The organism is Streptomyces sp. NPDC051569, assembly GCF_044454085.1.
Taxonomy (GTDB): domain Bacteria; phylum Actinomycetota; class Actinomycetes; order Streptomycetales; family Streptomycetaceae; genus Streptomyces.
Genome location: NZ_JBITDJ010000004.1, coordinates 106,373 through 126,690, shown reverse-complemented (window position 1 = coordinate 126,690; position 20,318 = coordinate 106,373). Strand labels below are relative to the sequence as shown.

Here is a 20,318-nt window from a genome sequence, read left to right as displayed (position 1 = left end):
CCGGCAGCCGCGCCAGGCACGACTGGAGGGGACAGCGACGATGCCGGCCGACGACACCGCGGGACGGAACCAGCTTGCCGCGGTACGCCGCTGGGGCCTCGCGGGCGTATCCGCCCTCGCGGGGACACCCGGCGTGGACCCACGACCCGGCGAGCGCGCGGGCGCGGAAGCGGCGTGCGGAACCGTACGCGCGCGGGGTCTCGGCCTCGGACGCGGCGGACGCGGGCTCGCGCTGCGCGGCCGGGCCGCCGGAGCCGCCGTGGGCCGCCCGTCCGCCGACCGGGGAACCGGCCGGACCCGCGCGGGCCGCCCGCCCCGTGGCGGTGGCCCCCGGCGCCTCTACGAGCAGGCACGCCGCACCTGGGACCGGCCACTCACCGCGTACTACCTGATTTTCGGCAGCGGTCTGCTGATCACCGTGCTCGGCCTGGTGATGGTGTACTCCGCCTCGATGATCTACGCCCTCCAGCTGGATCTGCCCGGCACCTACTTCTTCCGCAAGCAGTTCGTCGCGGTGGTCATCGGCTCCGGTCTGCTGCTGCTCGCCGCCAAGGTGCCGGTCAAGCTGCACCGGGCCTTCTCCTACCCGCTGCTGGTCGGCACGGTCTTCCTGATGATGCTCGTCCAGATCCCCGGGATCGGGCGATCCGTCAACGGAAACCAGAACTGGATCTATCTGGGCGGCCCGTTCCAGCTCCAGCCCAGTGAGTTCGGCAAGCTGGCGCTGATCCTCTGGGGCGCCGATCTGCTCGCCCGCAAGCAGGACAGACGGCTGCTGGCCCAGTGGAAGCATCTGCTGGTGCCACTCGTCCCCGTCACCTTCCTGCTGCTCGGACTGATCATGCTCGGCGGCGACATGGGTACGGCGATCATCCTCACCGCCATCCTCTTCGGCCTGCTCTGGCTGGCCGGAGCGCCCACCCGCCTCTTCGCCGGGGTGCTCGCCGTCGCCGCTCTGGTCGGCTTCACGCTGATCCAGACCAATCAGAACCGGCTCTCCCGCTTCGCCTGCGTCGGCGCGATGGACCTCGGCCCGAAGGGAGAATGCTGGCAGGCCGTGCACGGAATCTACGCGCTCGCCTCCGGCGGGTGGTTCGGTTCCGGACTCGGCGCGAGTGTGGAAAAGTGGGGTCAACTGCCCGAACCGCACACCGACTTCATCTTCGCCATCACCGGGGAGGAACTGGGGCTGGCGGGGACGCTGTCGGTACTCGCCCTGTTCGCGGCTCTAGGCTATGCGGGTATCCGCGTGGCCGGACGCACGGAGGACCCCTTCGTACGGTATGCCGCGGGAGGCGTGACCACGTGGATCACGGCCCAGGCCGTGATCAACATCGGTGCGGTGCTCGGCCTGCTGCCGATCGCCGGGGTCCCGCTCCCGCTGTTCTCCTACGGGGGGTCGGCCCTGCTGCCGACCATGTTCGCTATCGGGCTGCTGATCGCGTTCGCGCGGGAGGATCCCGCCGCGAAGGCGGCCCTGGCCATGCGGCGGCCCGGGGTGAGATGGAAGACGATGAGACGGCGCGTCAAGAAGCGTCCGTCCGGAGAGCGGTGAATTTCGGTGCATGTCGTACTCGCCGGTGGGGGGACCGCCGGCCACATCGAGCCGGCGCTCGCCCTCGCGGACGCCCTGCGCAGGCAGGACCCCACCGTGGGGATCACGGCCCTCGGCACGGAGCGCGGTCTGGAGACCAGGCTCGTACCCGAGCGCGGGTACGAGCTGGGACTGATCCCCGCCGTACCCCTGCCGCGTAAACCCACCCCTGAACTGATCACCGTCCCCGGGCGGCTGCGCGGCACCATCAAGGCGGCCGAGCAGATCCTGGAGCGCACGAAGGCGGACTGCGTCGTCGGCTTCGGCGGCTATGTGGCGCTGCCCGGCTATCTCGCGGCCAAGCGCCTCGGGGTGCCGATCATCGTCCACGAGGCCAACGCCAGGCCCGGGCTGGCCAACAAGATCGGCTCGCGGTACGCGGCCGGTGTGGCCGTCTCCACCCCGGACAGCAAGCTGCGGAACGCCCGTTACATCGGCATTCCGCTGCGCCGCACCATCGCCACCCTCGACCGTGCCCGGGTGCGCCCCGAGGCACGCGCCGCGTTCGGTCTCGACCCCAACCTGCCGACGCTGCTGGTCTCCGGTGGCTCGCAGGGCGCGCGCCGGCTCAACGAGGTGGTCCAGCAGATCGCTCCGGTGCTCCAGCGCTCCGGGATCCAGATCCTGCACGCGGTCGGCCCCAAGAACGAAATGCCGCGCGTGGACAACATGCCCGGTATGCCGCCCTATATCCCGGTACCGTACGTGGACCGGATGGATCTCGCGTACGCCGCGGCCGACATGATGCTCTGCCGCGCGGGCGCGATGACCGTCGCCGAACTCTCCGCCGTCGGGCTCCCCGCCGCGTATGTCCCGCTGCCGATCGGCAACGGCGAACAGCGGCTGAACGCCCAGCCGGTGGTGAAGGCCGGCGGCGGCCTGCTGGTCGACGACGCCGAGCTGACGCCCGAGTGGGTGCAGAGCCACGTGCTCCCGGTGCTCGCCGATCCGCACCGGCTGTACGAGATGTCCCGCGCGGCCTCCGAGTTCGGCCGCAGGGACGCCGACGATCTGCTGGTCGGCATGGTGTACGAGGCGATCGCTGCACGCCGCAAGGCGTAGGGAGGCAGGGGAGCGTGGCCGGACCGACGACCGCCGAGCGAGACGCACGACCGCAGTCGGAGTCCGGCCGCCCCCGTCCTGGGGGACCGGAGGGCCGGCCGCGTCTCCGGGCCCCCGGCCGACGGCTGATGATCGTACTGATCGCAGCGGTTGGGCTTCTCGCGGGCGTGATCTGGGTGTTGTACGGCTCCGCGTGGCTGCGCGTCCAGCGGGTGAGCACCTCGGGCACCGACGTGCTCACCCGGGCCGAGGTGGAGGCCGCCGCGGCCGTGCCGGTCGGCTCCCCGCTGGTGTCCGTGGACACGGACGCGATCGAGGCCCGGTTGCGGCGGAAGCTGCCGCGCATCGACTCCGTCGCCGTGACGCGTTCCTGGCCGCACGGGATCACTCTGCGCGTGAGTGAACGAACGCCTGCCCTGCTCATCGAGAAGGGTGCGGAGTTCATCGAACTGGACTCCGGCGGAGTCCGTTTCGCGACCGTGGAGAAGGCGCCGGCCGGGGTTCCGCTGCTGAGGATGGCGGCGGACCGGTCGCCGAGTCTGCGCCGCTTCGGAACCGACCGCCTGGTGCTCGAAGCGGTACGGGTCCGCGCCGAACTCCCCGGAAAAGTGGCCGGGGACACGCGTGCGGTGCGCGTCCGCTCGTACGATTCGATCACCCTGGAGCTGAGCGGCGGCCGCACGGTCATGTGGGGCACCGGAGAGGACGGGGCGGCGAAGGCCCGGGCACTCACCGCCCTGATGAGAGCGGTCCCGAAGGCGCGGCACTACGACGTGAGCGCCCCCACCGCCCCGGCGGCAACCGGGAGTTGACGCTCAAATGTGCTGGCCAGCCCCCTGGTTGGTCAGCGCTATGGGTGATCACATAGGGTGAAAAGAAAAACGGGAGGTTCGGCGTGTTCGTTGAACGCGCGCCACTTGTCGACTTAGTGTCCTGTTCGGAAGAGTCCAGGAAACAGACACACTGGTAACCCTAAACTTCAACGTTAGGGTTTGGGTCGGCGTTTCGGACCGTCCCATTCGGCATCAGTCGTCGCGGCGCGGTATCAGCGAAGCGACGACACGTAACTCGAGGCGAGAGGCCTTCGACGTGGCAGCACCGCAGAACTACCTCGCAGTCATCAAGGTCATCGGTGTCGGCGGCGGTGGTGTCAATGCCATCAACCGGATGATCGAAGTCGGTCTCAAGGGCGTCGAGTTCATCGCGATCAACACCGACGCGCAAGCTCTGTTGATGAGCGACGCCGACGTCAAGCTCGACGTCGGCCGCGAACTCACCCGCGGCCTCGGCGCCGGAGCCAACCCGGCAGTCGGCCGCAAGGCGGCGGAGGATCACCGCGAGGAGATCGAGGAGGTCCTCAAGGGGGCCGACATGGTCTTCGTCACCGCCGGCGAAGGCGGCGGCACCGGCACCGGCGGCGCACCCGTCGTCGCCAACATCGCCCGTTCGCTCGGCGCCCTCACGATCGGTGTGGTCACCCGCCCGTTCACCTTCGAGGGCCGTCGCCGCGCGAACCAGGCGGAGGACGGCATCGCCGAGCTCCGCGAAGAGGTCGACACCCTCATCGTCATCCCCAACGACCGGCTGCTGTCCATCTCGGACCGCCAGGTGAGCGTGCTCGACGCGTTCAAGTCGGCCGACCAGGTCCTGCTGTCGGGTGTGCAGGGCATCACCGATCTGATCACCACCCCCGGTCTCATCAACCTCGACTTCGCCGACGTCAAGTCCGTGATGTCGGAGGCCGGCTCGGCGCTCATGGGCATCGGCTCGGCCCGTGGCGACGACCGCGCGGTGGCCGCCGCCGAGATGGCGATCTCCTCGCCGCTGCTCGAAGCGTCCATCGACGGCGCCCGTGGCGTCCTGCTCTCCATCTCCGGCGGTTCCGACCTCGGTCTCTTCGAGATCAACGAGGCGGCGCAGCTGGTGAGCGAGGCCGCTCACCCCGAGGCCAACATCATCTTCGGTGCCGTCATCGACGACGCCCTGGGCGACGAGGTGCGGGTCACCGTCATCGCGGCCGGTTTCGACGGCGGACAGCCGCCGACCCGCCGCGAGACCGTGCTCGGCGCGGGATCCGGCAAGCGCGACGAGCAGTCGGCCCCGTCCCGGTCCACCGACCACGGCCGGACCGGCAGTGGACTGGGCACCGTGCCGCCGCGCGACGAGAGCCCGGCCAAGGCCGAGCCCGCCCCGGTGGCCAACGAGAAGCCGTTCTCGCCGATGAGCCCGCCGCATGTCCCCACGGCCCGTCCCTACCAGGACAGCCAGGCCGAGGAACTGGATGTCCCGGACTTCTTGAAGTGATACGACAGCACGAAACACTGAGCGGCGCCCACTTCGCCTTCACCGACCGGTGGGGCGGGGTGAGCGCCGCTCCGTACGAGCAGCTCAATCTCGGCGGCGCGGTCGGCGACGATCCCGCGGCCGTCCGGGCCAACCGAGGCCTCGCCGCCAAGGCCCTGGCACTCGACCCGGAGCGGGTCGTCTGGATGAACCAGGTGCACGGCCGCGAGACGGCCGTCGTCGACGGGCCGTGGACGACCGCGGAGATCCCGGCCGTTGACGCGATCGTCACCGTACGGCGCGGGCTCGCCCTCGCCGTACTCACCGCGGACTGCACCCCGGTGCTGCTGGCCGACCCGGTCGCCGGGATCGCCGCCGCCGCCCACGCCGGGCGGCCCGGCCTGGTCGCCGGGATCGTGCCGGCCACCGTCGAGGCCATGGTCGCGCTCGGCGCCGAACCCTCCCGGATCGCCGCCCGTACCGGACCCGCCGTCTGCGGACGGTGCTACGAAGTCCCGGCGGCCATGCGGGACGAGGTCGCCGCGGCCGTACCCGGAACCTGGTCCGAGACCAGCTGGGGCACCCCGGCCGTCGACGTCACCGCCGGGGTGCACGCGCAGCTCGACGCCCTCGGGGTCCGGGACCGGCAGCGATCCGTGGTCTGCACGCTGGAGTCGGACGACCACTACTCGTACCGCCGCGACCGCACGACCGGGCGGCTCGCCGGCTATGTCTGGCTGGACTGATAGCGCATGACGGACCGCAAGACCGAACTCGCCGCGAATCTCGCGCTGGTGGAAGAACGTATCGCCTCCGCCTGCGCGGCCGCCGGGCGCGAGCGGGCGGAGGTGACCCTCATCGTGGTCACCAAGACCTACCCCGCGAGCGATGTCCGGCTGCTCCACGAACTGGGCGTGCGGCACGTCGCGGAGAACCGCGACCAGGACGCGGCCCCCAAGGCGGCGGCTTGCGCGGACCTGTCGCTGACGTGGCATTTCGTCGGTCAGTTGCAGACGAACAAGGTTCGCTCCGTGGCCGGTTACGCCGATGTGGTGCAGTCGGTCGACCGGCTCAGGCTCGTCTCCTCGCTCTCCGCGGCGGCGGTCCGCGCCGAGCGCGAGATCGGCTGCCTGATCCAGGTCGCCCTCGACGCCGGGTCCGGCGAGCGAGGGGAGCGGGGCGGTGTGGCGCCGGACGGCGTCGGGGAGTTGGCCGCCGCGCTGGCCGCCGCGCCAGGACTGCGGCTCGGCGGTCTGATGACCGTGGCGCCACTCGCCGGACCGTACGCGGGCCGGCAACAGGCGGCGTTCGAGCGGCTCATGGAATTCGCGTCCCGCCTGCGCGCGGACCATCCGGCTGCGAACATGGTGTCAGCGGGGATGAGTGCGGACCTGGAGGACGCCGTGAAGGCCGGAGCGACACATGTACGCGTCGGTACGGCGGTACTCGGAGTCCGACCCCGGCTCGGGTAACGTCGCGAAGCAAGTCGGACCACAGCAGAAAATATGGTCATTTCCGCTGGAAGGCGGTAGGCCTAGTGGATCGCGGGCACTTGGTGACGAGGCCGATCCACCACAGAGCGGAGGACTCAGAGCATGGCCGGCGCGATGCGCAAGATGGCGGTCTACCTCGGCCTCGTGGAGGACGATGGGTACGACGGCCGGGGCTTCGACCCCGACGACGACTTCGAACCCGAACCGGAACCCGAGCGGGAGCATCGGCGTCACCAGCCCGTCCCTGAACGGGAGGAGCCGGTGCGCATGGTGCAGCCGCCCGCACAGCGTGAGCGCGAACGTGAACCGGTGTCGCTAGCGGCAGAAAGCGGACGTCCCGCGCGAATCGCCCCCGTGGCATCCATCACACCTGAACGCCCGAGTCTGGAGAAGAACGCACCGGTGATCATGCCCAAGGTCGTGTCCGAGCGGGAGCCTTACCGCATCACCACGTTGCACCCGAGGACCTACAACGAGGCCCGTACCATCGGGGAACACTTCCGCGAGGGCACTCCCGTGATCATGAATCTCACGGAGATGGACGATACGGACGCGAAGCGACTTGTCGACTTTGCCGCAGGACTCGTCTTCGGTCTCCATGGCAGCATTGAGCGGGTGACGCAGAAAGTGTTCCTGCTGTCTCCTGCTAACGTCGACGTCACGGCGGAGGACAAGGCCCGCATCGCAGAGGGCGGATTCTTCAACCAGAGCTGAGAACACGACACCGGGAACGACCCGGTCGAACGGCGGGGACGACCGGCCGGGCGGCCGGTGTGAGTGAGTCAGGGGAGAGGGAAGCGCGGGATGGGCGTAGCACTACAGGTGATCTACATCGTGCTGATGTGCTTCCTCATCGTGCTGATTTTCCGGCTGGTCATGGACTACGTCTTCCAGTTCGCCCGCTCATGGCAACCCGGCAAGGCGATGGTGGTCGTTCTGGAGGCCACCTACACTGTCACCGATCCACCGCTCAAGCTCCTGCGGCGGTTCATTCCGCCGCTGCGTCTCGGGGGCGTGGCACTCGACCTGTCCTTCTTCGTTCTGATGATCATCGTGTACATCCTCATCTCGGTCGTGAGCAGCTTTGCGACGTAAGTGGCCTGGTGAGGGGAATGTGAACGATACGGTCCTGCCGACTGCCGACGACTACGTAGAGGTGAAGAAGAGATGCCGTTGACCCCTGAGGACGTGCGGAACAAGCAGTTCACGACCGTCCGCCTCCGAGAAGGCTACGACGAGGACGAGGTCGATGCCTTTCTCGACGAGGTCGAGGCCGAACTGACGCGCCTGCTCCGCGAGAACGAGGATCTGCGCGCCAAGCTGGCCGCCGCCACGCGCGCCGCCGCGCAGAACCAGCAGCAGGGCATGCGCAAGCCGCCGGAGCCGCAGGACCGGCCCGGCGCTCCCGTGCCCGCCGCCATATCTGGACCGCCCCAGCAGCAGCCCCCGCAGATGGGTCCGCCCCAGCTGCCCGGTGGCGCTCCACAGCTTCCCGCGGGACCGAGCGGCCACGGCGGCCACGGTCCGCAGGGTCACGGCCCCCAGGGTCACGGACCGCAGGGCCAGCACGGCCCCGGTCCCATGCAGGGCGGTCCGATGCAGGGCGGTCCGATGGGTCAGGGCGGTCCGATGCAGGGCGGTCCGATGGGTCAGGGCGGCCCCATGCAGGGTGGTCCGATGCAGGGCGGCCCCATGCAGGGCGGCCCCATGCAGGGTGGCCCGATGGGTCAGGGCGGTCCGATGCAGGGCGGCCCCATGGGTGGTCCGATGGGCGGCCCCATGGGCGGTCACGGTCCGCAGATGTCGCAGCCCGGTCAGGGTCCCGGCGGCGACAGCGCCGCCCGTGTGCTCTCCCTTGCCCAGCAGACCGCCGACCAGGCGATCGCCGAGGCGCGTTCCGAGGCCAACAAGATCGTCGGCGAGGCACGCAGCCGCGCCGAGGGCCTGGAGCGGGACGCGCGGGCCAAGGCGGACGCGCTGGAGCGGGACGCGCAGGAGAAGCACCGCGTGGCGATGGGCTCCCTGGAGTCCGCGCGCGCCACGCTGGAGCGCAAGGTCGAGGATCTGCGGGGCTTCGAGCGCGAGTACCGCACCCGTCTGAAGTCCTACCTGGAGAGCCAGCTGCGCCAGTTGGAGACCCAGGCCGACGACTCGCTGGCTCCGCCGCGTACCCCGGCGGCGGCTTCGCTGCCGCCGTCGCCGTCCATGGCTCCGGCCGGTGCGGGCGCGATGGGTCACGGCATGGGCAACCCCTCGATGGGCGGCCACGGCGGCCCCTCGGCGGGTCCGTCGTACGGCGGCCAGCAGCAGATGTCGCCGGCGATGACCCAGCCGATGGCACCGGTACGGCCGCAGGCGCCGCAGCCGATGCAGCAGGCACCGTCGCCGATGCGCGGATTCCTGATCGACGAGGACGACAACTGACGGGCGTACGCGTGAACCACGCGTAGCCGTCGGCAGGCTGAAGGGCTGGGCCCGAGGTGAAAACCTCGGGCCCAGCCCTTTTATGTGTCCTATGCTGCGACGAGCGCCGGGGTGCGTAGCGCAGTGGCTGTCGCGCCTTTACAGCATGGAGGAAGACGCCGGTTCGAATCCGGCCCATCCCGGCGCGGGAAAGCGTGACGGCCCGGCCCCGGAGGCCGGGGCCGGGCCGACATCCCTGCGCGGGTGTGAGGCCTGCGCGGGTGCTACGCCTTGCGGAGGCGGAACGTGAGGGCCAGGCCCTCGTCCGTGAACGGGTCGCCGTAGGTGGTGTCCGCTTCGCCCGTCGCGAAGTCCAGGGCCAGTACCTCGTCCGTGATCAGACCGGCGTGGGCGGCGAGAGCCTCCGCCGTTTCGGGGGCTGTTGAGGTCCAGCGCACCGTGATCCGGTCCGCGACGTCCAGGCCGCTGTTCTTGCGGGCCTCCTGGATGAGGCGGATCGCGTCACGCGCCAGGCCCGCGAGGCGCAGCTCCGGGGTGATCTCCAGGTCCAGGGCGACGGTCGCGCCGGAGTCCGAGGCCACGGACCAGCCTTCGCGGGGCGTCTCCGTGATGATCACCTCGTCGGGAGCGAGCGGGACCGTCTCGCCGTCCACGGTGACCGAGGCCGTGCCGTCGCGCAGGGCGGCGGACAGGGCCGCCGCGTCCGCCTCGGCGACCGCCTTGGCCACCGCCTGGACGCCCTTGCCGAAACGCTTGCCCAGCGCCCGGAAGTTGGCCTTCGCCGTGGTGTCGACCAGTGATCCGCCCACCTCGGAGAGCGTCGCCAGGGACGAGACGTTCAGCTCCTCGGTGATCTGCGCGCGCAGCTCGGCGGAGAGGTCGTCGAAGCCCGTCGCGGCGATGAGCGCGCGGGACAGCGGCTGGCGGGTCTTCACACCCGACTCGGCCCGCGTCGCGCGGCCCAGCTCGACCAGCCGCCGTACCAGCAGCATCTGCTGGGACAGCGTCGGGTCGATCGCCGCGAGATCGGCCTCGGGCCAGGTGGCGAGGTGCACCGACTCGGGGGCGTCCGGCGTCACCGGGACGACCATGTCCTGCCAGACCCGCTCGGTGATGAACGGCGTCAGCGGAGCCATCAGCCGCGTGACCGTCTCGACCACGTCGTGCAGCGTGCGCAGCGCGGCCTTGTCGCCCTGCCAGAAGCGGCGGCGCGAGCGGCGGACGTACCAGTTGGAGAGGTCGTCCACGAAAGCCGAGAGCAGCTTGCCGGTGCGCTGGGTGTCGTACGTCTCCATGGCCCGCGTGGTCTGGTCGACCAGCGCGTGCAGCTCGCTCAGCAGCCAGCGGTCCAGGAGCGGCCGGTCGGCGGGGGCCGGATCGGCCTCGCTCGGCGCCCAGTCGGACGTCCGGGCGTACAGGGCCTGGAAGGCGACCGTGTTCCAGTACGTCAGCAGCGTCTTGCGGACGACTTCCTGGATCGTGCCGTGGCCGACGCGGCGGGCCGCCCAGGGGGAACCGCCGGCCGCCATGAACCAGCGCACCGCGTCCGCGCCGTGCTGGTCCATCAGCGGGATCGGCTGGAGGATGTTGCCCAGGTGCTTGGACATCTTCCTGCCGTCCTCGGCGAGGATGTGGCCGAGGCAGACCACGTTCTCGTACGACGACTTGTCGAAGACCAGCGTGCCGACGGCCATCATCGTGTAGAACCAGCCGCGCGTCTGGTCGATCGCCTCCGAGATGAACTGCGCCGGGTAGCGCTTCTCGAAGAGGTCCTTGTTCTTGTACGGGTAGCCCCACTGCGCGAACGGCATGGAACCCGAGTCGTACCAGGCGTCGATGACCTCCGGCACGCGCGTCGCCGTCCGCCCGCAGTCGGGGCAGGCGAAGGTGACGTCGTCGATGTACGGGCGGTGCGGGTCGAGCGCGGACTGGTCGGTGCCGGTCAGGTCGCTCAGCTCGGCGCGCGAGCCCACGCACGTCAGGTGGTCGTCCTCGCAGCGCCAGATAGGCAGCGGGGTGCCCCAGTAGCGGTTGCGGGAGAGCGCCCAGTCGACGTTGTTGTTCAGCCAGTCGCCGAACCGGCCGTGCTTGACCGAGTCGGGGAACCAGTTGGTCCCCTCGTTCTCCGCCAGCAGCCGGTCCTTGATCGCCGTCGTACGGATGTACCAGGACGGCTGCGCGTAGTAGAGGAGCGCGGTGTGGCAGCGCCAGCAGTGCGGGTAGCTGTGCTCGTACGGGACGTGACGGAACAGCAGCCCGCGCTCGCGCAGGTCCTCGACGAGCGCCTCGTCGGCCTTCTTGAAGAAGACACCGCCGACCAGCGGGATGTCCTCCTCGAAGGTCCCGTCACGGCGGACCGGGTTCACGACCGGCAGACCGTACGAGCGGCAGACCTTGAGGTCGTCCTCACCGAAGGCGGGGGACTGGTGGACCAGGCCCGTACCGTCCTCCGTCGTCACGTACTCGGCGTTGACGACGTAGTGCGTCGGGACGTCCTCGGGGAAGGCGACGAACGAGAAGGGACGCCGGTACGTCCAGCGCTCCATCTCGCGGCCGGTGAAGGACTCGCCGGTGGCCTCCCAGCCCTCGCCGAGCGCCTTCTCCAGCAGCGGCTGGGCGACGACGAGCTTCTCCTCGCCGTCCGTCGCGACCACGTACGTGACGTCGGGGTGCGCGGCGATCGCGGTGTTCGAGACCAGGGTCCAGGGGGTGGTCGTCCAGACCAGCAGTGCGGCCTCGCCCGCGAGGGGGCCCGAGGTCAGCGGGAAGCGGACGAAGACCGAGGGGTCGACGATCGTCTCGTACCCCTGCGCCAGCTCGTGGTCGGACAGGCCGGTCTCGTCGCGCGGGCACCAGGGGGCCACGCGGTGGTCCTGGACCAGCAGACCCTTGTTGAAGATCTCCTTCAGGGACCACCAGACGGACTCGACGTACTCCGGGTCCATCGTGCGGTACGCGTCGTCCAGGTCGACCCAGTACCCCATGCGGGTCGTCAGCTCGGCGAAGGCGTCCGTGTGGCGGGTGACGGACTCGCGGCACTTGGCGTTGAACGCGGCGATGCCGTACGCCTCGATGTCCTTCTTGCCGGTGAAGCCCAGCTCCTTCTCCACGGCCAGCTCCACGGGCAGGCCGTGGCAGTCCCAGCCGGCCTTGCGGGCGACGTGGTAGCCGCGCATGGTGCGGAAGCGCGGGAAGACGTCCTTGAAGACGCGGGCCTCGATGTGGTGGGCGCCCGGCATGCCGTTGGCGGTGGGCGGGCCCTCGTAGAAGACCCACTCCGGGCGGCCCTCGGACTGGTCGAGGGTCTTGTCGAAGACCTTGTTCTCACGCCAGAAATCGAGCACGGCGTGCTCCAGCGCGGGCAGGTCGACCTGGGCGGGCACCTGGCGGTACTGCGGCGGTGTCACGGATGTCATGGGGCGCTTCCTCCGGCGGAACTGCGGCATCTCCGTCGGAGGGACGAGAGCAGTGCTCCCGCGGTACCACCCTCCTTGGCCCCGGGCGTGTGCCGCCCGTGGCCCCCTCATTGGGGTCGCGCTGCCGGTTCTACTCACCCCGGCCGGGGGCCGGGGCTTTCTTCCGACGGCTCCGGGGTGATGCTTCACCTCGCGCTCGCCCCCGGGCTCTCACCGTCCCCGGGTCGCTCATGGCCGCTCACGACGCTACTTGTCCCCATCCACGCCTCTCGCTCGGCCCAGTGTACGGGGATCGGTGCGGGCGGGCCGACCGGTTTTCGGAGGGAGCCGTACGGTCGAACGTATGACCCGAATGGTCATACAACTTCCGGAGAAATTCGGAGCCTGCCGCAGGTCGGATTACCCGGCGGGGAGCTGGGCACAACGGATGGAGGCCCGTCTTGCTCACGACAGGGGGAGGGCCGAACCGGCGGCGTGCCCCGTTGCCGCGGAGCTGAGGTCGATTTATCGTCCTGGCGAGATTCGCGAGCAGAATCACGATAGGTGAAGGGGCCGCGGCCATGGTGGCGAAGAAGACCGCCGGGAAAAAGACGACCGCGGCGCGGAAGGCGGCAGCGGAGAAGCGGTCAGCCGCGCGGGAGCAGCCGGCGGGCGGGGCACCCGTGAAGAAGCCCGCCAGGAAGCCCGCCAGGAAGACCGCCGAGAGCACCGCGAAGAAGCCCGCCGAGAAGCCCGCCGAGACGACCGAGCACACCAGGCACACGCGGGCCACGAAGAAGTCCGCGGCCGAGAAGGCGGCGCCCGACCGGGCCGCCGCCGGAAAGTCCGCGAAGAAGGCCGCGTCCGCGGCCGAGGGGGCGGCCCAGGCCGCGCGACAGACGGGAGCCAAGACGGTGGCAGCGAAGAAGACCGCGGGCGGCGCGGGTACAGCCGCAGGCAAGGGCGCCGCGTCGGCCGCGACAGCGGTCTCCCCGGCGCGCGCCGTCGCGACACCCCCCGGGGAGCTCGCGGTACGGCCGGGCGAGGATCCGTGGACCCCGGAGGAGGTCGCCGAGGCGCGGGCCGAGCTGGAGAGCGAGATCGCCCGGCTGCACGCCGAGATCACCTCGTCCGAGAGCGCGCTGGCCGGCCTGATGCGGGACTCCGGTGACGGTGCCGGCGACGACGAGGCGGACACCGGCACCAAGAACATCACGCGCGAACACGAGATGTCCCTGGCCGCCAACGCCCGCGAGATGGTGGAGCAGACCGAACGGGCGCTCCAGCGGCTCGACGCCGGCACGTACGGGCTCTGCGAGATCTGTGGCAAGCCCATCGGCAAGGCCCGTATGCAGGCGTTCCCGCGGGCCACGCTCTGTGTGGAGGACAAGCAGAAGCAGGAACGGCGAGGCTGAACGGGCACGCCTGTGCCGTACGCTCGTCCTCAGTCAGGGCACCTAGGTTGAGGGACTCACGTGGCAGAGGCGGAGAGCGAAAGCGTCATCGGGGCGCCGGAGATGGACGACGAGGCCGCGGCTCCCGCCGAGCAGCGGTCCAGACGCAAGCGCAGGATCATCGCGCTCTTCGCCGTCGCCGTCGTGGCCTACCTGCTGGACCTCGGCAGCAAGATGCTCGTGGTGGCCAGGCTGGAGCACCACGAGCCGATCAACGTGATCGGTGATCTGCTGCGGTTCGAGGCGGTACGGAACCCGGGCGCCGCGTTCGGCATGGGCGAGGCGTTCACGGTGATCTTCACCATCATCGCGGCGACGGTGATCGCCGTGATCATCCGGCTGGCGCGCAAGCTCTACAGCCTGCCCTGGGCGCTGGCGCTCGGCCTGCTGCTCGGTGGTGCGCTGGGCAACCTCACCGACCGGGTCTTCCGGGCGCCCGGCGTCTTCCAGGGCGCCGTCGTGGACTTCATCGCGCCCGCGCACTTCGCCGTCTTCAACCTCGCCGACTCCGCGATCGTCTGCGGCGGCATCCTGATCGTGCTGCTGTCGTTCCGGGGGCTGGACCCCGACGGGACCGTCCACAAGGACTGACAAGGCATACTCGACAGGTGAGCTTTCCCGAGATCAGAACGTTGCCCGTGCCCGATGGCCTGGAGGGCGAGCGCGTCGACGCCGCCATAGCCCGTATGTTCGGGTTCTCCCGTACGAAGGCGGCCGAGCTGGCCGCCTCCGGAAAGGTCCAGGTCGACGGCGCCGTCGTCGGGAAGTCCGAGCGGGTGAACGGCGGTGCCTGGCTGGAGGTCGAGATGCCCGCCGCGCCCGCCCCCGTACAGATCGTGGCCGAGCCCGTCGAGGGCATGGAGATCGTGCACGACGACGACGACATCGTCGTGATCGTCAAGCCGGTCGGCGTGGCCGCGCACCCGAGCCCCGGCTGGACCGGTACGACCGTCATCGGCGGCCTCGCCGCCGCCGGCTACCGCATCTCGACCTCCGGCGCCGCCGAGCGCCAGGGCGTCGTGCACCGCCTCGACGTCGGCACCTCCGGGCTGATGGTCGTCGCCAAGTCGGAGCGGGCGTACACCCTGCTCAAGGCGCAGTTCAAGGAGCGCGTCGTCGACAAGCGCTACCACGCGCTGGTGCAGGGCCACCCGGACCCGATGAGCGGCACCATCGACGCGCCGATCGGCCGTCACCCGAATCACGACTACAAGTTCGCGGTCACGGCCGAGGGCAAGCCGTCGGTCACGCACTACGACCTGATCGAGGCGTTCCGGTCGGCCTCGCTGCTCGACATCAAGCTGGAGACGGGCCGTACGCACCAGATCCGCGTGCACATGGCGGCGCACCGGCACCCGTGTGTGGGAGATCTCACCTACGGCGCCGACCCGACCCTGGCCAAGCGGCTCGGACTGACCCGCCAGTGGCTGCACGCCATGCGGCTCGGCTTCGAGCACCCCTCGGACGGACAGTGGGTGGAGTTCTCCAGCTCGTACCCCGCCGATCTGCAGGCGGCGCTGGACCAGGTCAGGGCGGAGAGCAACGCGTGAGCGGGACCGGGAGCGACGGGTTCGGCTACGCGATCAGGATCGCGGCCGGTCCCGCCGACCTGGAGGCGTGCTTCGCGGTCCGCAAGGAAGTCTTCGTCGTCGAGCAGCGGGTGCCCGAGGACCTGGAGTACGACGGACGTGACCACGACGCGGTCCTGGTGCTGGCCGTCCGCGACGACGGACTGCCCCTCGGCACCGGACGGCTGCTGTACGGTCCCGGCGCGGCCGACAAGACCGGCGGGAACCTGAGCGTCGGCTCGCTGGGACGGCTGGCGGTCGGCGAGGCGGCCCGCGGCCGCGGCGTCGGCGCCGCGCTGGTGCGGGCCGTCGAGGACGCGGCGCGCGAGCGCGGCCTCGCGGTGGTGGACCTGCACGCCCAGTCACACGCCCTCGGGTTCTACGAGCGGCTCGGGTACGAGGCGTACGGACCCGAGTTCCTGGACGCGGGCATCGACCACCGCTCGATGCGGCGGGTCCTCTGATCCCGTCCGACCTGGTCACCCCCCTGGCGGGTTCCCGACGGAGCGCGTGGCAGGCTGGCCCTTGATCACCTGACGCATCCCGGTCAGCTGGTCGATGACGTCTGCCATCAAGCCTCTCGACCGCCGGAGGACGCACCGTGGACCAGCTGGCCCTGCTGCTCGTGCTGTTGCTCGGGGCGGTGGTCACGGTGCCGCTCGGGGAGCGGCTCGGGCTGCCGTCGCCGGTGCTGATGACCCTGGTGGGGATCGTCCTGGCGCTCCTGCCGTTCGTACCGAACGTCCAGGTGCCGCCGGGCTTCATCCTTCCGCTGCTGTTGCCGCCGCTGCTCTACGCCGCCGTGCAGCGCACCTCGTGGCGGCAGTTCGCGGCCAACAAACGCCCGATCTTCCTGCTGGCCGTCGCCCTGGTGTTCGTGACGACGGCCGCGGTGGCGGCGGTGGCCAACTCCATCGTGCCCGGCCTGCCGATCGCCGCCGCCGTCGCGCTGGGCGCGCTGGTCGCCCCGCCCGACCCCGTCGCCGCGACCGCTGTCGCCGGATCGCTCGGGCTGCCGCGCCGGCTCGTCTCGATCCTGGAGGGCGAGGGGCTGTTCAACGACGTCACCGCGATCGTGCTCTACCACGTGGCGATCGCCGCCGTCGTCAGCGGAACGTTCTCCTGGCCTCAGGCGGTCGGCCAGCTCGTCCTCTCCGCGGTGGTCGCCGTCGTGGTGGGGCTCGTACTCGGCTGGCTCTCCAACAAGCTGATGTCGATGCTCGGTGACGCGACCCTTCAGGTCGGCCTGTCCCTTCTGGTGCCTTTCGTCGCCTATGTGCTGGCGGAGGAGCTGCACGGTTCCGGCGTGCTCGCCGTCCTCACCATCGCCCTCTATCTCGCCCAGCACGCCGCCGACGCCGACGACGTCATGGGACGGCTGACCGGCAACGCCTTCTGGCAGATCGTCGACACCCTCGTGACCGGTGTCGCCTTCGGCCTGATCGGGCTGGAACTGCACAACGCCTTCGGCGCGGCCGAAGGCCGGGCCGGCGAGCTCCTCGGCTGGGGTGCGGCGGTCGTCGTGGTCGTCGTCGGCGTGCGGCTCCTGTACCTGCTGCCGGCCACCTGGCTGGCCAAGCGGATGCACACACTCCGCGACTACGAGGAGGAGATCCCGGTCAGCTGGCGGGAGACCGTGGTCATGTGGTGGGCGGGGATGCGCGGGGTGGCCTCGGTCGCGCTGGCGCTCGCGATCCCCCTGAAGACGGACAGCGGTGAGCCCTTTCCGGGCCGCGCGGAGATCATCTTCATCGCGTTCGCCGTCATCATGACCACACTGGTCCTCCAGGGACTGACCCTGCCCTGGCTGGTACGGAAGCTCGGCGTCCGGGCGGACACGGACGCCGAACGGGAGCTGGAGCACGGCCTCGCCCTCCGCGCGGCCAAAGCGGCCAGGAGCAGGCTCAAGGAGATCGAGGACGTCGAGGACCTGCCCGAAGACGTCAGCGAACGGCTGCTGCGCGCCGCGTTCGACATCGGGGTGCGGATCAGCCCCGACATCGTCGACGACGAGCGCCGTGACTGGTTCGCCACCCGGGTGGACCGGATCAAGACCGTCCAGCGCATCCAGCGCGACATGATGTCCGCCGCCCGCCACGAGGTCCTCTCCGCCCGCAACGAACCGGGCGCGGACCCCGAGGTGGTCGACCGCGTCCTGCGTCACCTCGACGTACGCAGCATGCGCTGATCCCGGTCCGCCTTCCGCCGGCCGCCGTCGCGGTGGACCGCCCCCACCGGCGGGCCGTCAGCCGCGTCCGGTGCGGGGCTGATCGGCGTCGGCGGCCTCGTCGAGGTCGGCGGAACGGCGCCGGCCGTTCTGCGGGAAGACCGGCGCCGGGGCCGTCGAGACCCTCGGCAGGGCGTGCGGATGGTGCTCGGACAGCCAGGCGAGCATCTGCTCCCGCACGGCGCAGCGGGCCGTCCAGATGTCGTCCGCGTCCTTGGCCGTGACCACCGCGCGCACCTCCATCGTGGTCGGTGTGGAGTCCGTCACCGCCAGGCTCCAGTCCCGGCCGTCCCAGGCCGGGCACTCCAGCAGGATCTCGTGCAGCCGGTCCCGCATCAGCCGTACCGGCGCCGTGTGGTCCAGCTGGAAGAAGACCGTGCCGGTCATCTGGATCCCGCCGCGCGACCAGTTCTCGAAGGGCTTGCTGGTGAAGTACGACACCGGCATCATGATGCGCCGCTCGTCCCAGGTCCGTACGGCGAGGAAGGTCAGGGTGACCTCCTCGACCACGCCCCACTCGCCGTCCACCACCACCGTGTCGCCGATCCGCACCATGTCGCCGAACGCGATCTGGAAGCCCGCGAAGAGATTGCCGAGGGTGGACTGCGCGGCGACACCGGCGACGATGCCGATGATTCCCGCGGAGGCCAGCATCGAGGTGCCGACGGTCTTCAGGTCGGGGAAGGTGAGCAGGATCGCGGCGACCGCCACCACCACGACGACCGCGGTCACGATCCGCATGATCAGCGTCACCTGCGTACGGACGCGGCGGACCCGGGCCGGATCGCGGGTCGCGGTCACCGACGCGTAGCGCGCGTACGTCGATTCCACCGTGGCGGACACGATCCGCACCACCAGCCAGGCGCCCGCGCCGATCAGCACCAGCGAGAGCACCTGGCCCATCCGGTCCCGGTGGTCGTCGATGATCCGCCATCCGGTCTGGCGGTACGTGCCGCGCAGGAAGGCGGTGAGCAGGACCACCTGGAGCGGCAGCCGGCAGCGCCGCAGCAGTCCCCACAGCGGGGTCTCCGGATGACGGTCGTCCGCGCGGCGCAGCAGGATGTCGACGGCCCAGCCGAGCGCGAGCGTGAGCAGGACCGAGCCGCCGAGCACGATCAGTGGGCGCAGTACGTTCTCCATGACTCCCTCGAAAACTCAGGTGCGGTGCGGTGCTGTGCGGTGCGGTGCCGGGCGGGTCCGGCACCCCTGGGTACCGATGCGCCGCATCCGGGGCGAACTGGCAGGATGTCCGGATGGACATCATGCTTTTCCACTCCATCTACGGTCTGCGCCCGGCCGTGCACGAGGCCGCCGGACGGCTGCGTGACGCCGGGCACCAGGTGCACGTGCCCGACCTCTTCGACGGACAAACCGTCGAGACCGCGGAGGAGGGCAGGGCGCTGAAGGACAAGATCGGCAAGGAAGAGCTGCTGCGGCGCGCGGTGCTGGCCGCCGCGCCGTACTCGGAGCGCGGTCTGGTGTACGTGGGCTTCTCGCTCGGCGGTTCCATCGCGCAGAATCTGGCGCTGGGCGACGAGAAGGCCCGCGGGCTGATGCTGCTGCACGGCACCTCCGACATCGCGGAGAACGCGTCCGTCGACGAACTGCCCGTACAGCTGCACGTGGCCGACCCGGACCCCTTCGAGTCGCACGACTGGCTGACCGCGTGGTACCTGCGGATGCGGCAGGTCGGCGCGGACGTCGAGGTCTACCGCTACGCGGGAGCCGGGCACCTCTACACCGATCCCGGGCTGCCGGACTACGACGAGGCCGCCGCCGAGGAGACGTGGCGCACCGGGCTCGCCTTCATCGAATCGCTCTGAGCGGGGCGGTGTCGCTCACGGACACGGCGTAGGGCGGGCATCCCACCGTGGTGCGCCCGCCCTACGCCGTGTCCGGCCCCGGAGAAGCTGTGGCCGACGCCCTACGCCGCGAGCGCCTTGCTGATCGCCGCGTTGAACTCGGCCACCGTCATCGGCGGGTTCTGGGTGCCCTCGGCCGTGACCGTCCGGCCGCCCATCTTGAGCGTCGGCGTGCCCTGCACCCCGCTCTTGTCGAAGGTGGCCGACATCTTCATCGCCCAGGCGTCGAAGGTGCCTTCCTTGACGTCCTGCTGGAACGTCTTGTTGCCCTTGAGCGCGTTCACCGAGTCGGCGACCTGGATCAGGTAGCTGTCCTTGGCGAACTTGTCGCTGCTCTCCTCGGGGTGGTACTTCGCCGAGTAGAGGGCGCTCTTGTACTGGAGGAACGCCTCGGGGCTCACATTGAGCGCCGCGCCGAGCGCGGACAGGGCGTTCTTCGAGCCCGTGCCGTTGTCGGAGTTGTCGATGAAGGTCGCGCCGATGTACTTGACCTTGAACTTGCCGGCGTCGATGTCGTTCTGCACGGTCTTGCCGACCGTCTGCTCGAAGCTCGCGCAGACCGGGCAGCGGGAGTCCTCGTACAGTTCGAGCGTCTTCTTCGCGTCCGCCTTGCCGATGACGACGGTCGTCCCGTCCGCGCCCTCGGTGTTCTTCGGGGCGACGACGGTCGTCTCGTCCTTCATCGCCTCCCAGTGCGAGGGCTTGTTGTTCTGCACGACGGCGAGAGCGATGCCGCCGGCTATCGCGAGGACCACCAGGGTCGAACCGCCGACGATGGCCTGCCGGCGGATCCGGTCCTTCCTCGTCTGCCGCTCGCGCTCCTCACGCAGTCGCTCACGGGCGGCGGCCTTGTTGTTCGGGTTGTTGCGTGTGCTCATGACGGGTTCACTCCGGGTGCTGACATGCGGCCGCTGACGCGGCGCGACTGCGGGAACGACGGGGGGAGGGGGAGCGCG

General features: G+C 70.3%; 18 protein-coding genes and 1 tRNA gene. 16 read left to right on the top strand and 3 right to left on the bottom strand.

The window, feature by feature from the left end:
• Positions 1–40: 40 nt before the first annotated feature.
• The 10 genes from ftsW (at position 41) to ACIBAE_RS08735 (ending at position 9,038) form a co-directional block, all read left to right on the top strand.
• Positions 41–1,555, top strand: a complete 1,515-nt coding sequence (gene ftsW / locus ACIBAE_RS08780; protein ID WP_399283235.1) for a putative lipid II flippase FtsW — start codon at positions 41–43, stop codon at positions 1,553–1,555.
• Between the two features lie 6 nt (positions 1,556–1,561).
• Entirely contained in the window at positions 1,562–2,656 is a 1,095-nt protein-coding gene (gene murG, locus ACIBAE_RS08775) for an undecaprenyldiphospho-muramoylpentapeptide beta-N-acetylglucosaminyltransferase (protein ID WP_399283233.1), read from the top strand.
• Between the two features lie 14 nt (positions 2,657–2,670).
• Positions 2,671–3,468, top strand: coding sequence for a cell division protein FtsQ/DivIB (locus ACIBAE_RS08770; protein ID WP_399283231.1), 798 nt, complete (start codon positions 2,671–2,673; stop codon positions 3,466–3,468).
• Positions 3,469–3,745: 277 nt separating this feature from the next.
• Positions 3,746–4,960, top strand: a complete 1,215-nt coding sequence (gene ftsZ / locus ACIBAE_RS08765; RefSeq protein ID WP_399283229.1) for a cell division protein FtsZ — start codon at positions 3,746–3,748, stop codon at positions 4,958–4,960.
• A complete protein-coding gene (gene pgeF, locus ACIBAE_RS08760) occupies positions 4,957–5,685 on the top strand; it encodes a peptidoglycan editing factor PgeF (RefSeq protein ID WP_399283227.1) in 729 nt (242 codons plus the stop codon). The genes ftsZ and pgeF overlap by 4 nt, the downstream gene beginning before the upstream one ends.
• Positions 5,686–5,691: 6 nt before the next feature.
• Positions 5,692–6,411 carry a YggS family pyridoxal phosphate-dependent enzyme gene (locus tag ACIBAE_RS08755; protein WP_399283225.1) on the top strand — a complete coding sequence of 240 codons (720 nt, stop codon included), beginning with the start codon at positions 5,692–5,694 and terminating at the stop codon, positions 6,409–6,411.
• A gap of 123 nt (positions 6,412–6,534) precedes the next feature.
• Positions 6,535–7,146 (top strand): cell division protein SepF, encoded by a 612-nt coding sequence (locus ACIBAE_RS08750; RefSeq protein WP_399283224.1) that lies wholly within the window; start codon positions 6,535–6,537, stop codon positions 7,144–7,146.
• A 90-nt stretch (positions 7,147–7,236) separates the two neighbouring features.
• A complete protein-coding gene (locus tag ACIBAE_RS08745) occupies positions 7,237–7,527 on the top strand; it encodes a YggT family protein (RefSeq protein WP_399283222.1) in 291 nt (96 codons plus the stop codon).
• A gap of 72 nt (positions 7,528–7,599) precedes the next feature.
• Positions 7,600–8,856: a DivIVA domain-containing protein gene (locus ACIBAE_RS08740; protein WP_399283221.1), complete on the top strand. Its 1,257-nt coding sequence runs from the start codon at positions 7,600–7,602 to the stop codon at positions 8,854–8,856.
• Positions 8,857–8,964: 108 nt separating this feature from the next.
• Positions 8,965–9,038: transfer RNA gene (locus tag ACIBAE_RS08735), tRNA-Leu, on the top strand.
• Between the two features lie 81 nt (positions 9,039–9,119).
• On the opposite strand, the gene ileS is transcribed toward ACIBAE_RS08735, so the two are convergent.
• Positions 9,120–12,272 (bottom strand): isoleucine--tRNA ligase, encoded by a 3,153-nt coding sequence (gene ileS, locus ACIBAE_RS08730; protein WP_399283220.1) that lies wholly within the window; start codon positions 12,270–12,272, stop codon positions 9,120–9,122.
• A 560-nt stretch (positions 12,273–12,832) separates the two neighbouring features.
• Here ileS and ACIBAE_RS08725 point away from each other — a divergent pair.
• From ACIBAE_RS08725 to ACIBAE_RS08705, 5 genes are all read left to right on the top strand, one after another.
• Positions 12,833–13,666, top strand: a complete 834-nt coding sequence (locus ACIBAE_RS08725) for a TraR/DksA family transcriptional regulator (RefSeq protein WP_399283219.1) — start codon at positions 12,833–12,835, stop codon at positions 13,664–13,666.
• A gap of 102 nt (positions 13,667–13,768) precedes the next feature.
• Entirely contained in the window at positions 13,769–14,296 is a 528-nt protein-coding gene (gene lspA, locus ACIBAE_RS08720) for a signal peptidase II (protein ID WP_399283783.1), read from the top strand.
• 17 nt (positions 14,297–14,313) lie between these two features.
• Positions 14,314–15,255: an RluA family pseudouridine synthase gene (locus ACIBAE_RS08715; RefSeq protein WP_399283218.1), complete on the top strand. Its 942-nt coding sequence runs from the start codon at positions 14,314–14,316 to the stop codon at positions 15,253–15,255.
• Positions 15,252–15,737 (top strand): GNAT family N-acetyltransferase, encoded by a 486-nt coding sequence (locus ACIBAE_RS08710; RefSeq protein ID WP_399283217.1) that lies wholly within the window; start codon positions 15,252–15,254, stop codon positions 15,735–15,737. The genes ACIBAE_RS08715 and ACIBAE_RS08710 overlap by 4 nt, the downstream gene beginning before the upstream one ends.
• 137 nt (positions 15,738–15,874) lie before the next feature.
• Positions 15,875–17,461: a Na+/H+ antiporter gene (locus ACIBAE_RS08705; RefSeq protein ID WP_399283215.1), complete on the top strand. Its 1,587-nt coding sequence runs from the start codon at positions 15,875–15,877 to the stop codon at positions 17,459–17,461.
• A 57-nt stretch (positions 17,462–17,518) separates the two neighbouring features.
• Here the strand turns inward: ACIBAE_RS08705 and ACIBAE_RS08700 are convergent, their stop codons facing one another.
• Positions 17,519–18,640 (bottom strand): mechanosensitive ion channel family protein, encoded by a 1,122-nt coding sequence (locus ACIBAE_RS08700; RefSeq protein WP_399283214.1) that lies wholly within the window; start codon positions 18,638–18,640, stop codon positions 17,519–17,521.
• A gap of 113 nt (positions 18,641–18,753) precedes the next feature.
• Between ACIBAE_RS08700 and ACIBAE_RS08695 the strand changes: the two genes are divergently transcribed.
• Positions 18,754–19,323: a dienelactone hydrolase family protein gene (locus ACIBAE_RS08695; RefSeq protein ID WP_399283212.1), complete on the top strand. Its 570-nt coding sequence runs from the start codon at positions 18,754–18,756 to the stop codon at positions 19,321–19,323.
• A gap of 101 nt (positions 19,324–19,424) precedes the next feature.
• On the opposite strand, the gene ACIBAE_RS08690 is transcribed toward ACIBAE_RS08695, so the two are convergent.
• Positions 19,425–20,240, bottom strand: a complete 816-nt coding sequence (locus ACIBAE_RS08690) for a DsbA family protein (protein WP_399283210.1) — start codon at positions 20,238–20,240, stop codon at positions 19,425–19,427.
• Positions 20,241–20,318 lie beyond the last annotated feature (78 nt).

Excerpts from the sequence above, each read along its gene's own strand:
- ftsW (WP_399283235.1), top strand. The coding sequence starts at position 41 with ATGCCGGCCGACGACACCGCGGGACGGAACCAGCTTGCCGCGGTACGC.
- ACIBAE_RS08755 (WP_399283225.1), top strand. The coding sequence starts at position 5,692 with ATGACGGACCGCAAGACCGAACTCGCCGCGAATCTCGCGCTGGTGGAA.
- ACIBAE_RS08750 (WP_399283224.1), top strand. The coding sequence starts at position 6,535 with ATGGCCGGCGCGATGCGCAAGATGGCGGTCTACCTCGGCCTCGTGGAG.
- ACIBAE_RS08745 (WP_399283222.1), top strand. The coding sequence starts at position 7,237 with ATGGGCGTAGCACTACAGGTGATCTACATCGTGCTGATGTGCTTCCTC.
- ACIBAE_RS08740 (WP_399283221.1), top strand. The coding sequence starts at position 7,600 with ATGCCGTTGACCCCTGAGGACGTGCGGAACAAGCAGTTCACGACCGTC.
- ileS (WP_399283220.1), bottom strand. The coding sequence starts at position 12,272 with ATGACATCCGTGACACCGCCGCAGTACCGCCAGGTGCCCGCCCAGGTC.
- ACIBAE_RS08725 (WP_399283219.1), top strand. The coding sequence starts at position 12,833 with ATGGTGGCGAAGAAGACCGCCGGGAAAAAGACGACCGCGGCGCGGAAG.
- lspA (WP_399283783.1), top strand. The coding sequence starts at position 13,769 with ATGGACGACGAGGCCGCGGCTCCCGCCGAGCAGCGGTCCAGACGCAAG.
- ACIBAE_RS08700 (WP_399283214.1), bottom strand. The coding sequence starts at position 18,640 with ATGGAGAACGTACTGCGCCCACTGATCGTGCTCGGCGGCTCGGTCCTG.
- ACIBAE_RS08695 (WP_399283212.1), top strand. The coding sequence starts at position 18,754 with ATGGACATCATGCTTTTCCACTCCATCTACGGTCTGCGCCCGGCCGTG.
- ACIBAE_RS08690 (WP_399283210.1), bottom strand. The coding sequence starts at position 20,240 with ATGAGCACACGCAACAACCCGAACAACAAGGCCGCCGCCCGTGAGCGA.